The 12,565-nt window shown below is 65.0% G+C and carries 11 protein-coding genes and 2 pseudogenes; 11 read left to right on the top strand and 2 right to left on the bottom strand.

Features of this window, described 5'->3' with window-relative positions; all coding sequences use genetic code 11:
* Window positions 1–155: 155 nt before the first annotated feature.
* From QZY01_RS04870 to QZY01_RS04825, 10 genes and pseudogenes are all read left to right on the top strand, one after another.
* Window positions 156–1,238: pseudogene (locus tag QZY01_RS04870) on the top strand (30S ribosomal protein S1); the annotation flags it as partial.
* Window positions 1,239–1,315: 77 nt separating this feature from the next.
* Entirely contained in the window at window positions 1,316–2,626 is a 1,311-nt protein-coding gene (locus tag QZY01_RS04865; RefSeq protein WP_294534075.1) for an Hsp70 family protein, read from the top strand.
* 51 nt (window positions 2,627–2,677) lie between these two features.
* Entirely contained in the window at window positions 2,678–3,646 is a 969-nt protein-coding gene (gene sppA, locus QZY01_RS04860; protein ID WP_294534073.1) for a signal peptide peptidase SppA, read from the top strand.
* Between the two features lie 52 nt (window positions 3,647–3,698).
* Entirely contained in the window at window positions 3,699–3,989 is a 291-nt protein-coding gene (locus tag QZY01_RS04855) for an integration host factor subunit beta (protein ID WP_294534070.1), read from the top strand.
* Window positions 3,990–4,166: 177 nt separating this feature from the next.
* Window positions 4,167–4,532, top strand: a complete 366-nt coding sequence (locus QZY01_RS04850; RefSeq protein ID WP_294534067.1) for a LapA family protein — start codon at window positions 4,167–4,169, stop codon at window positions 4,530–4,532.
* 20 nt (window positions 4,533–4,552) lie between these two features.
* Window positions 4,553–5,242 (top strand): phosphoribosylanthranilate isomerase, encoded by a 690-nt coding sequence (locus QZY01_RS04845; protein WP_294534063.1) that lies wholly within the window; start codon window positions 4,553–4,555, stop codon window positions 5,240–5,242.
* A 130-nt stretch (window positions 5,243–5,372) separates the two neighbouring features.
* Complete coding sequence (gene trpB, locus QZY01_RS04840; RefSeq protein ID WP_294534078.1) at window positions 5,373–6,605, top strand: tryptophan synthase subunit beta; 1,233 nt, start codon at window positions 5,373–5,375, stop codon at window positions 6,603–6,605.
* On the top strand, window positions 6,602–7,456 hold the full coding sequence (trpA, locus tag QZY01_RS04835) for a tryptophan synthase subunit alpha (protein ID WP_294534061.1): 855 nt from the start codon (window positions 6,602–6,604) through the stop codon (window positions 7,454–7,456). The genes trpB and trpA overlap by 4 nt, the downstream gene beginning before the upstream one ends.
* Window positions 7,453–8,316, top strand: coding sequence for an acetyl-CoA carboxylase, carboxyltransferase subunit beta (accD, locus tag QZY01_RS04830; RefSeq protein ID WP_294534058.1), 864 nt, complete (start codon window positions 7,453–7,455; stop codon window positions 8,314–8,316). Before trpA ends, accD begins: the two co-directional genes overlap by 4 nt.
* A 7-nt stretch (window positions 8,317–8,323) precedes the next feature.
* Window positions 8,324–9,649 carry a folylpolyglutamate synthase/dihydrofolate synthase family protein gene (locus tag QZY01_RS04825; RefSeq protein WP_294534055.1) on the top strand — a complete coding sequence of 442 codons (1,326 nt, stop codon included), beginning with the start codon at window positions 8,324–8,326 and terminating at the stop codon, window positions 9,647–9,649.
* Here QZY01_RS04825 and QZY01_RS04820 read toward each other — a convergent pair.
* Window positions 9,646–10,614: a prenyltransferase gene (locus QZY01_RS04820; RefSeq protein WP_294534052.1), complete on the bottom strand. Its 969-nt coding sequence runs from the start codon at window positions 10,612–10,614 to the stop codon at window positions 9,646–9,648. The two genes, QZY01_RS04825 and QZY01_RS04820, sit on opposite strands and share 4 nt — an antisense overlap.
* 191 nt (window positions 10,615–10,805) lie before the next feature.
* Between QZY01_RS04820 and QZY01_RS04815 the strand changes: the two genes are divergently transcribed.
* Entirely contained in the window at window positions 10,806–11,432 is a 627-nt protein-coding gene (locus QZY01_RS04815; protein WP_294534049.1) for a GNAT family N-acetyltransferase, read from the top strand.
* Here the strand turns inward: QZY01_RS04815 and QZY01_RS04810 are convergent.
* Window positions 11,391–12,565: pseudogene (locus tag QZY01_RS04810) on the bottom strand (amino acid decarboxylase); the annotation flags it as partial. The gene QZY01_RS04815 and the pseudogene QZY01_RS04810 sit on opposite strands and share 42 nt — an antisense overlap.

Raw genomic sequence — 12,565 nt, 5'->3', positions numbered from 1 at the left:
GGGCGATCTTCTGGAAGAACTGCCAGGACTCGAAGGCCACCGACAGGATGATCCCGAGCGTCGTCAGGATCTCAATCGAGGAGAAAAGGATCAGCACCCCGAGAACGATCGACTCGACCCGGTTGCGGGCGCGCATCTTGGGCCGGGTCTGGCAGTACGGCGCCTTCGTCGATCTCGGCGGCATCGACGGCTTGTTGCATGTCACCGACATCGCGTGGCGGCGCGTCAACCACCCGAGCGAAGTGCTCAACATCGGCCAGACGGTGAAAGTGAAGATCATCAAGATCAATCACGAAACCCACCGCATCTCGCTCGGCATGAAGCAATTGCTCGAAGACCCGTGGCAGGGCATCGAGGCCAAGTACCCGATCGAGGCGCGTTTCCATGGCCGCGTGACCAATATCACCGACTATGGCGCCTTCGTCGAGCTGGAGCCGGGCATCGAAGGCCTGATCCATGTGTCGGAAATGTCGTGGACCAAGAAGAACGTCCATCCCGGCAAGATCGTCTCGACCTCGCAGGAAGTCGATGTGCAGGTGCTCGAAGTCGATTCGGTCAAGCGCCGCATTTCGCTCGGCCTCAAGCAGACCCTGCAAAATCCGTGGGAAGCCTTCGCCGAAAAGCATCCGGTGGGCTCCGACGTCGAAGGCGAGGTCAAGAACAAGACCGAATTCGGTCTGTTCATCGGCCTCGACGGCGATGTGGACGGCATGGTCCATCTGTCCGACCTCGACTGGAACCGTCCCGGCGAACAGGCCATCGAGGATCACAAGAAGGGCGACATCCTCAAGGCGCGCGTGCTCGACGTCGATGTGGACAAGGAGCGCATTTCGCTCGGCGTCAAGCAGCTTGGCGGCGACCCCTTCGTCTCGGCCGGGGCCCCGGCGGGCGAAGAGGGCGAAATCCGCAAGGGCGCCATCGTCACCTGCGAAATCCTCGAAGTGAAGGAAGGCGGTCTCGAAGTGAAGATCGTCGGCTCCGATCTTCAGGCCTTCATCAAGCGCAATGAACTGGCGCGCGACCGCAACGACCAGCGCCCCGACCGTTTCGCCGTTGGCGAAAAGGTCGACGCCCGCGTCACTTTGTTCGACCGCAAGGCGCGCAAGGTGGCCGTGTCGATCAAGGCGCTCGAAGTGGCCGAGGAAAAGGAAGCCATCGCGCAATATGGCTCCGCCGATTCCGGCGCCTCGCTCGGCGACATTCTCGGCGCCGCGCTGAAAGCCCGCGACACGAAGTAAATTCGGTCTCGTTTTTCAACAATAGCCAACCCCGCGTGAAAATCTTCGCGCGGGGTTTTCTCGTCCGCGGATGAAACATGACCTATGCCGTCGGCGTCGATTTCGGCACCACCAACAGCGTCATCGCCTTCGCCGATGCGCGCGGGCAGGTGCGCAGCGTCTCCTGGCCCACGGCCCAGGGCCCGACCCAGACCTTTCGCACCGCGCTGATGTTCTGGAAACAGGGGCGGGCGCTCGGACATGTCGCCGGGCCGCAGGCGCTGGAGCGCGCCGTGGCGGCCGAAGAAGGCGAAAGATTCATCCAGTCGTTCAAGTCGCATCTGGCCAGCCCGGTTTTCTCCGAGGCGCGGCTGTTTGGCCAGAAAGTCACGATCGAGGACATGACGGCGATTTTCCTGCGCCATTTGTTCGAGGCGCAGGGCGGTACGGAAATCGCCCATCAAGCCCATTTATGCGCGGGGCGTCCGGTGGTGTTCGCCGGGGCGCGGCCCGACGAGGAACTGGCCCTGCGCCGCCTGTCCGACGCCTATCGTGCGGCGGGACTGGCGCGGGCGGATTTCGCCTTCGAGCCGCTCGGCGCCGCCTATTGGCATGCGCGCGACCTGCAAGCGGACGAAACCGTGCTCGTCGCCGATTTCGGCGGCGGCACCAGCGATTTCGCCTTGTTGCGCTTTTCGCCCTCGCCGCAGGGGCTCGACGCCGAAGCCCTGGCGCATGGCGGCTGCGGCGTCGCCGGCGATCAATTCGACTACCGGTTGATCGATCATGTGATTTCGCCGCGCCTCGGCAAGGGCGCGGACTATCGCTCGCTGGAGAAAATCCTGCCCTTGCCGGCATTTTTTCATGCCGCCTTCGCCCAGTGGCATCAGATTTCCTGGCTCAAATCGGCGAAGACGCTGAGCGATCTGCGCCGTTTCGCCGAGTGCAGCGACCGGGGAGACGAACTCGAGGCGCTTGCCGAATTGATCGAAATGGATCTGGGTTTCGAGCTGTACCAGACGGTCGGCGCGGTCAAGGAGGCCTTGTCGAGCGCGCCGGCGGCCCGCTTGCGGTTTTGTCGCGGCGGCGTGGCGATCGACGCGATGGTGACGCGAAGCGATTTCGAAAGCTGGATCGCGCCCGATCTCGCCCGCATCGAGGGCGCCATGGACGAGACTCTTTTGCGCGCGAAAATCGGGCCCGACAAGATCGACGCCGTGTTCATGACCGGGGGAACCTCCCATACCCCGGCCCTGCGCAAGATTTTCGAACAAAGGTTCGGCGCCGGCAAATTGCATTTCGACAATCCGTTCCAGTCGGTCGCCGCCGGACTTGCGTTGCTGGCGGCCGACCGCCGTCGTCGCGCCGAAAATTTCTCGCCCGACAAAAGAATTTCTCGGGATCATTGAGCTTTGGAGCGTAAGCGCCTAAATTCATGACGAATTCGGGAGATTTTGGGAATGACGCCAAACACGCCTGTTGAAACCATTCTCGACCGGCGGCAATTGCGCCGCAAACTCACCTTCTGGCGTCTCGCGGCGCTGGGCGTGGGCGTCGTCGCGCTGATCGCGCTGGCGGGGCGCTTCGGCGGCGAGTCGTCGCATCTGACGCCGCATATCGCGCGGATCGAGATCAAGGGCCTGATCGCCGGCGACCGCGATACGCTGAAACTGATCGACGACGCCGCCAAGTCGAAGGCCAGCGCCCTGATTGTCGAAATATCGAGCCCCGGCGGCACGGTCACCGGCTCGGAACATATTTTCGACGCCTTGCGGCGGGCCTCCGAGAAAAAGCCGGTGGTCGCCGTCGTCGATTCGATGGCGGCCTCCGGCGGCTATATTGTCGCCATGGGCGCGGACCGCATTTTCGCCGACGCCAATTCGCTGGTCGGCTCGATCGGCGTGTTGTTCCAGTTCCCCAATGTGACGAAACTGCTCGACAACGTCGGGGTCAAGGTCGAGACGATCAAATCCTCGCCGCTAAAGGCCTCGCCCAACGGTTTCGAGCCGACTTCGGAAGCCGCGCGCGCCGCCATCGATTCGCTCGTCGTCGATTCTTACAGCTGGTTCAAGGGTGTGGTGAAGGAGCGCCGGCAGATGAGCGACGCCGAACTCGCCGTGGTCTCCGATGGCCGCGTCTTCACCGCCCGGCAGGGTCTGCCGCTCAAGCTGGTGGACGCCTTCGGCGGCGAACGCGAGGCCGTCGCCTGGCTGGAAGAGACGCGCGGAATCCCGAAGGACCTGCCGGTCAGGAAATGGGAAAAACCGGGCCCGGTGAATAATCTGGGCCTGTTCAGCCTCGCCGGCGAGGCCGCCGCCGCCCTCGGCTACCCGGGCGTCGCGGATGTGGTTTTCCGCAGTGAGAGGGTCAGGAGCGCATCTGCGCTTGACGGGCTTTTGGCGATTTGGCAGGCTGAAGCCCATAATTAGCGGGCCGCACAGGAAGCCGATAAACTGAACTTACGTAATTAGGAAAACGCCGGTGATTAAATCCGAACTGGTCCAACGTATTGCCGATCGCAATCCCCATCTTTATCTTCGCGATGTCGAGAATATCGTCAACGCGATCCTGGATGAAGTGACCGACGCGCTGTCGCGCGGCGACCGGGTCGAATTGCGCGGATTCGGCGCTTTTTCGGTCAAGAAGCGCGATGCGCGCCTCGGGCGCAACCCGCGCACCGGCGATCACGTCGAAGTCGGCGAGAAATTCGTGCCTTTTTTCAAGACGGGCAAGGAATTACGCGAGAGGCTGAACGACACCGACAAGGAGTGAGGGCGCGTGTTTCGCGCCCGGACGACCGGCCGGGAGCGCCGGCGGCGCGGCCATGGCGTTTTGCCGCAGGTTTTATGTCTTTCCGGACAGGCGATTGGCGGGTAAAATCGTGTGCGAGGGGGCGTCGCTTCGATTCTGCTGGCGTCCATCGGATCATTTGGATTCACGGGATCGAACATGCGCAGTTTTCTCAAATATCTCCTGCTTGCGCCCATCGTCTTGATTTTCCTGTCCTTCGACATGGCCAACCGGCAGAATGTCGTCATCTCCTTCGATCCGTTCAACAGCGCCGACGCGGCGGCCTTGCCGCAGGTTTCCGTCCCGCTGTTCATCGTGCTGATGGGCTCGACCATGCTCGGGGTGCTGCTCGGCGGGATCGCGACCTGGCTTGGCCAGAGCCGTTTCCGCAAGGCGGCGGGCGAGGCCAAGGCCCGGATCGAGGCTCTGCGCCGGGAAAATGAATCGCTGCGCGGCCAGATCAGGGCGAAAACGCCGGGCACGGCGCTCGCCGCCCCGGCGGTGCCCACGCGCAACGCCGCCTGAAAAAACCGTCTGAAAAATTAATGTCCGTGCTGGTCAAAATCTGCGGCCTCAACGCGCCCGAGCCGCTCGAAGCCGCATTGGCCGGCGGCGCCGACATGGTCGGATTCGTGTTTTTTGCAAAGAGCCCACGCCATGTCGATCTGACGCTGGCGCAGGGATTATCCGCCCTCGTCGGCGGGCGAGCGCAAAAGGTCGCTCTGGTCGTCGACGCCGACGACGCGCAAATCGCCGCCATTATCGAGGCGCTGGCGCCGGACTGGTTGCAACTGCATGGCGACGAACCGCCGGAGCGGGTCGCCGCGCTGCGCCGTCTCCGCCTGCCGATCCTCAAGGCCATCGGCGTCGCGGAAAAGGCCGATCTTTTCCGCGCCGCCGCCTATGAAGGCGTCGCCGACCGCCTGCTGTTCGACGCCAAACCGCCCAAGGACGCGGCCTTGCCGGGCGGCAACGGCCTGACCTTCGACTGGACCCTGATCCGCGATTTCTCCGCCCGGCTCGCACGGAAAAACTGGCTGCTGTCGGGCGGGCTCGACGCGGGCAATGTCGGCGACGCTCTCCGGCTGACCGGCGCGCCGGGCGTCGATGTGTCCTCGGGCGTGGAAAACGCGCCGGGCGAGAAAAGCGTCGAAAAGATTCTCGCCTTCATCGCCGCGGCCCGCGCTGCGGCCGATCAGGCGGCAGCGCTTGGCCTTGCGGGCGGAAGCGTTTAAGACAGCAGGCTCAATGGCGCTTTCTTAACAAGACGAGGCAAGTCCTTTGGACGCGATGGCGCGTTTAACCAGCTGGATGGACGGCCCGGCCTTGCCGGTGGAAGCGGCCAGACCCTTCAAGAGCGGAAACATGACCCTTCAGACGCCAATTCTCCAGCCGAATTCCCTGCGCCAGGGACCCGACGCCCATGGCCATTTCGGCATATTCGGCGGGCGTTTCGTCGCCGAAACCCTGATGCCGCTGATCCTGTCGCTCGAAAAAGCCTATGAGGAAGCCCGCGCCGATCCGGCCTATCACGCCGAATTGCAAAATCTCCTGACCCATTATGTCGGGCGCCCGAGCCCGCTCTATTTCGCCGAGCGGATGACGCAACATCTCGGCGGCGCCAAAATCTATTTCAAGCGCGAAGAGCTCAATCACACCGGCGCGCACAAGATCAACAATGTGCTCGGCCAGATCCTGCTGGCGCGGCGCATGGGCAAGAAGCGCATCATCGCCGAGACGGGCGCCGGACAGCATGGCGTCGCCACCGCCACCGCCTGCGCGCGCTTTGGCCTCGAATGCATCGTCTACATGGGCGCGGTCGATGTCGAGCGGCAGAAACCCAACGTCTTCCGCATGAACATGCTTGGCGCCAAGGTGGTTCCGGTGCAGTCGGGCGCGCGCACCCTCAAGGATGCAATGAACGAGGCGCTGCGCGACTGGGTCACCAATGTCGAGGACACGTTCTATTGTATCGGCACGGCGGCGGGTCCCCATCCCTATCCGGCCATGGTGCGCGATTTCCAGTGCGTCATCGGCGAGGAAACGCGCGCGCAGATGTTTGCCGCCGAAGGCCGCCTGCCGGACTCGGCTTTCGCCTGTATCGGCGGCGGCTCCAACGCCATCGGCCTGTTTCATCCTTTCCTCGACGACCGCTCCGTCGAACTTTATGGCGTCGAGGCCGCCGGCCACGGCTTGAACGTCGAAAACGGCCATGCCGCCTCGCTGGCGGGCGGGCGTCCGGGCGTGCTGCATGGCAATCGCACCTATCTGCTGATGGACCCCGAGGGCCAGATTCTCGAAGGCCATTCGATTTCGGCGGGCCTTGATTATCCCGGCATCGGTCCGGAACACGCCTGGCTCAAGGAAACCGGCCGCGTCACCTATCTGTCGGCCACCGACGAGGAGGCGCTCGCCGCCTTCCATCTCTGCGCGCAATTGGAGGGCATCATCCCGGCGCTGGAGCCGGCGCATGCGCTGGCGCGGATCATCGACATTGCGCCGACCAAGCCGAAGGACCATCTGATGGTGCTCGGCCTGTCCGGGCGCGGCGACAAGGATCTCGCCACCGTCGCCGGGTCGCTCGGAGGCATGGAATGAGCCGGATCGACCGACGCTTCGCGCAATTGCGCGACAAGAGGCGCGCCGCGCTGGTCACTTTCGTGATGGCCGGCGATCCGGACCCGGCGACCTCGCGGGCCCTGCTGAAGGCGCTGCCCCAAGCCGGGGCCGACCTGATCGAGATCGGGATGCCCTTCACCGATCCGATGGCCGACGGCCCGGCGATTCAGGCCGCCGGCTTGCGGGCCTTGCGCGCCGGGATGACGCTGCATGGCGTGCTGCATCTGGTCGCGCAATTCCGCGAGAGCGACGCGCATACGCCGATCGTGCTGATGGGCTATTACAACCCGATCTATGTCTATGGCGTCGAAAAATTCCTCGTCGACGCCAAGGCCGCAGGCGCGGATGGCCTGATCGTCGTCGATCTGCCGCCCGAAGAGGATGCCGAACTCTGCCTGCCGGCGCTGCGGGCGGGGCTCAGCTTCATCCGTCTGGCGACGCCGACGACCGACGAGGCGCGGCTGCCGGCGGTGCTCGCGAATACCTCCGGCTTTGTCTATTATGTCTCGATCGCCGGGATCACCGGCGCGGGCCGTCCGGATTATTCGCGCGTCGCGGAAGCCGTGGCGCGGATCAAGGCGCATACGCCCTTGCCGGTGGCCGTCGGCTTCGGCGTCAAGGACGCGAGCGCGGCGGCGATCATCGCCGCACATGCCGATGGCGTCGTCGTTGGCTCGGCGCTGATCGACGCGCTCGCCGGAACGCTCGACGGCGAGGGGCGCGGCGGCGAAGCGGCGGTCAAGGCGGTCAGCGCGCTGGTGCGCGAACTGGCCTCGGGCGTCGCCGGCGCGGCCAAAAACAGCGCGACGGGTGAAAAGGTGAGCGCATGAACTGGATTTCCAATGTCGTCCCGCCGAAAATCCGCTCCTTTCTGAAGCGCGAAACCCCGGAAAACCTCTGGGTCAAATGCCCCGACAGCGGCGAGTTGGTGTTCCACAAGGATCTGGAGGCCAATCTCTACGTCGTGCCGAATTCCGGCTATCACATGCGGATTCCGGCGCTGGCGCGGCTCGATGCGCTGTTCGACGACGGCGCCTACGAGAGCCTGCCGACTCCGGAAGTTCCCGCCGATCCGCTCAAATTCCGCGACGTCAAACGCTATAGCGACCGCCTGAAGGATTATCGCGCCCGAACCGGGGCCGCCGATTCGATCCGGCTGGCGGCGGGGGCGCTGCAAGGGATCGAGGTCACGGTCGCGGTGCAGGATTTCGACTTTCTCGGCGGCTCGCTCGGCATGGCGGCGGGCGAGGCCATCGTCGCCGGCATTTTCCGCGCCATCGATCACAAGACGCCCTTCATCATCTTCACCGCGTCGGGCGGCGCGCGCATGCAGGAAGGCATGTTCTCGCTGATGCAGATGCCGCGCACGACCGTGGCGATTCAGCTGCTCAAGGCGGCGAAACTGCCCTATATCGTCGTCCTCACCAATCCGACCACCGGCGGCGTCACTGCCTCCTACGCCATGCTCGGAGATATTCATATCGCCGAACCCGGCGCGGTGATCGGCTTCGCCGGCGCGCGGGTGATCGAACAGACCATCCGCGAACGCCTGCCGGAAGGGTTCCAGCGCGCGGAATATCTGCGCGAGCACGGCATGATCGATATTGTCGTTCCCCGCCCGCAGATGCGCGAAACGCTCGGTCGCATCTGCCGGCTGCTGACCAAGGCGCCGGCGCTGGCGGCGGCGTGACAGAACCATGATGGTCACGCGGCCGCATGACGCGATTCTCGCGCGATTGCTCGATCTTCATCCCAAGAAGATCGATCTGTCGCTGGGGCGAATCCAGCGGCTGTTGACCGCGCTCGGCGCGCCGCAGAATCGCCTGCCGCCGGTGATCCATGTCGCCGGCACCAATGGCAAGGGTTCGACCATCTCCTTCCTGCGGGCGATTCTCGAAGCGGCGGGATTGGGCGTCCATGTCTATACCTCGCCGCATCTGGTGCATTTTCGCGAACGCATCCGGCTCGCCGCGCCCGGCGGCGGCAGGTTGGTCGCCGATGACGTCCTGTCCGCCGCGCTCGACGAGACCGAGCGCGCGAATGGCGGCGCGCCGATCACCTTTTTCGAGGCGACGACCGCGACGGCGCTGAAGCTTTTCGCCGATCATCCCGCCGATGTGTTGCTGCTCGAAGTCGGCATGGGCGGGAGATTCGACGCCACCAATGTCGTCGACGATCCCGTCAGCGTCATCGTCACGCCGGTGTCGATGGACCACGTTGAGTTTCTGGGCGACACGGTGGAGAAAATCGCTTTTGAAAAGGCCGGCGTCATCAAGCGCGGCGTTCCCGTCATTCTCGCCGCGCAGGGCGAGGCGGCGCTGGCCGTGCTGGAGCGCGAGGCTGACCGCCTGCGCGCGCCCTTGTCGATTCAGGGCCAGGATTTCCTGTGCCGCGCCGAGCGCGGCCGCATGGTTTACGAGGACGCGCAGGGCCTGCTCGACCTGCCTCTGCCGCGCCTGCCGGGCCGCCATCAGCTGATCAACGCCGGCGCGGCGATCGCGGCGGTGCGCAAGGTCTTTCCCGATCTGCCTTTGGCGGCGTTCGAGACCGGCGTTTTCCGCGCGGCGTGGCCGGGGCGGCTGCAAAACCTGAGCCGTGGACGCTTGGCCGCGCTGGCGCCTGCGGGCGCCGAACTCTGGCTCGACGGCGGCCATAACGAGGCCGGCGGACGCGTCCTCGCCGAGGCCATGGCCGATTTCGAGGAGAGGGCGCCGCGGCCGCTGGCGCTGATTTACGGGTCCTTGCAGACCAAGGATTCGCAGGCCTTCCTGCGCCATTTCAGCGGGTTGGCGGGAAAAGTCCTGACCGTGCCGGTCGGCGGCGAACAGGTCGGCCGCAAGCCCGAAGACATCGCCCTCCTCGCCCGCTCGCTGGGTTTTTCGGCGCGCGCCTGTCCAAGCGTCGAGTCGGCCTTGCGCGATCTCGCGGCAAAAGACTGGCCCGAGCCGCCGCGCATCCTGATCGCCGGCTCGCTCTATCTCGCCGGCGAGGTTCTGGCCGCCGATGGCGTGTCGCCGGACTAGCGCATAGTCCCGAAAATCGCCAGCGCCGCCGCCATCAGGACGCCGTGGAGGTTAGCCGCGACAATGGTCATCGCCAGCGCCGGAGCGAGCGCCCTTGGCTGGTCGGCTGACCCCCACAGGACGCGCGTCGCCTTCAGCGTCGCCGGCGCGGCGAGCAGCGAGACCAGCGTCGCCGCCGGCAGCCGCCCGGCCAAAATCATGGCGAGCGGCCAGACATAGGCGAGCGTCCCGATGGCCGCGTAGCCCCAGCGGGCCTTCGCCGCCCCCAGCCGCACGACAAGGGTCCGCTTGCCGCATTGAGCGTCGGCGCGCAGATCCGGAAACTGGTTGATATAGAGAACATTGGCGACGAGCAGGGCGAAGCCCAGGCCGGCGGCGACGGGCAGGAAGGCGAAGTGGCCGCGCTCGACGAAGTCGGCGCCGACGACGACCAGCGTCCAGGCGGCGACGATGCCGAATTCGCCGAGACCGCGCGCCTGTAGCTTGAACGGCGGCGCGGAATAGGCCCAGGCCGCGCCCAGTCCCGCCGCGCCGATCGCAAGGAGTCCCGGCGCGCTATGGGCCGCAAGCCAAAATCCGGGCGGGATCACGGCGAGGATCAGGGCGTAACCGAACCGTTTCACCTCCTGCGGCGTCAGCACCCCGTTCTGGATGAACCGGCTGCCGCCGGTGAACGGGAACAGGCGCTCGCGGTTGGCCGCGTCGCAGCCGGAGACGTCGTCATAATAGTCGTTGATGACATTGGCCCCGGCATGGGCGACGAGCGCGAACAGCAGGGTAAGCGCCGCCGCCGCCGCCGAGAAGGGCGCGCCGTCGGCATGGGCGCTGGCGAAGCCGATCAGGACCCCGACCGCCGTCACCGACAGGAACGCCGGCCGGGTCGCCATCACATAACGCAGGACGGGATTGGCGAGGGCGGCCGGCGTGGGTTCGCCCGGCAGCGGGATATGTGTTGGAATGGACATGGACGAACCGATGGGCGGGAAAGCTTTTAATACCTAGCATAGACGCCCGACCGGGGCGCCGTCGAGTTGCGTCAGGGCGCGACCGCCCCGGATTGAGGCCTCCGGGTCGCCATCCCTCTCCCGGCGGCGACGAAAATCGGCTATGGGTTCAGCCTGCCGGCGCGCGCGCGGCCAAGCGGGATGTAAAACCCATGCAGACGATTGCTTTGAACGAGGACGCCGACCCGGCCGCTCCGCGCAAAACCGGCGAAATAATCGTCCGGCCTTCCACCGAAGCCGATGCGCCGGCCATGCTCGCCATCTATACGCGCTCGGTGCAGCGGGGCCAGAACGGCCTGACGTTCGAGGCGCTGCACGCCGACGATATCAAGCGCCGCCGCAAGAACATGCAGAAACACCGGCTGCCGCATCTGGTCGCCGACCTCGACGGAACCGTCGTCGGCTACGCCTATGCCGTGCCGTTTCGCAAGCGCCCCGCCTATCGCTATTGCGTCAAACACTCGATCTATGTCCATCAGGACCATTTGCGCGCCGGCGTCGGGCGCAAATTATTGCCGGCGCTGATCGAGGCCTGCGCCGCCGAAGGCTATCGGCAGATGATCGCCTATGTCGACGCCGCCAATGGCCCGTCGCTCAAACTGCACGAGGCCTGCGGCTTCCGCCGCGTCGCCTGTCTGGAGGGAATCGGCTTCAAATTCGGCCGCTGGTACGACAGCGTCATGCTGCAACGCGCGCTTGGACCGGGCAGCAGTACGCCGCCGCCGGGCTTTGCCGCCTCACCGCTCGGGATCGGCGACGTAAGTATAGAATCGGATTGAGCCGTCGGCGTCGATCTCGCGGTAGACGCCCTGGATTTCCGCCTCGAAGCCGGGAAACAGATTGGCGCCGCGCTCGAAGGTCTTGAGATAGTCGAGCATGGGTCTGGCGCGCTCGTCGATCAGCTCTCCCGGCGCCAGCGTCGCAATCCCCGGCGGATAGACCACGAACAAGGTGGTCGCGATCTTGCCCTCGATCTGGTCGATGGGCAGGTAATGGACTTCGTTGCGCGTCAGCTTCTGGACCGCCTCCTGCGGCGTCATCGCTGTGTGCGGCAGATGATCGGGCCGGAACTGCTGGCGTTGCAAGGTGCTGGTCCCGGCCTGCCGATAAAAGTCGTGCATGGCCGCGCAGAGGTCGCGCAACCGCAAGCCCGAATAGATTTTGGGCCGGCGCGCGACGAATTCCGGAATCACTTCTTCGAGCGGCGCGTTGCGGTCGAAATAGGTCTTGAAGGCGACCAAAGCCGAAATCAGCGAACCGGCCTTGCTCGATTCGACGCCCGGCGTCAGCAAAAACAACAGCGAATTGAGGTCGTTCTTCTCGGCGACAATGCGGTTTTCGCGCAAATATTGCGCGACCACCGGCGCCGGCACGCCAAAATCGGCATAGCCGCCGGTGGCGCGGTCGAAACCCGGCGTCAGCAGCGTCAGCTTGCAGGGGTCTGTCAGCGCATAGTCAGGGGCGATATGCCGAAAACCGTGCCACGCCGCGCCGGGCTCGAAGGTCCAGTAGGCGGCGTTCGAGGCGAGATCGTCGGTCGGGACATTTTCCCAGACGATCTTGCCGCGCGGCGTCTCGACCACGTCGGCGACGAAGGGATCGAAGAACCAGGCCTGTTCCGGCTCGCGCGCCTTGTCCTTGAATTCGCGCGCCAGCGCCCGGATTTTCTTGCGCAGCTCGATGCCAAGCCGGATGGTGTCGTCCCACAAAACCTCGCCGGACTTGCCTTTCATCATCTGCGCGCCGACATCGAGCGAGGCGAACAAGGGATAGAACGGCGAGGTCGAGGCGTGCACGAGAAAGGTCTCGTTGAAGCGGCGATGCTCGATGCGCCTCGCCTGTCCCTCGATATGCCGGTCCTTGACGTGAATCTGCGACGCCTGGGAAAAGCTCGCCAATTGCTTGTGGGTCG

The organism is uncultured Rhodoblastus sp. (assembly GCF_903903185.1).
GTDB lineage: Bacteria > Pseudomonadota > Alphaproteobacteria > Rhizobiales > Beijerinckiaceae > Rhodoblastus.
The sequence above is the reverse complement of the archived record's forward strand: the minus strand, read 5'-3'. Positions and strand labels throughout refer to the sequence as shown.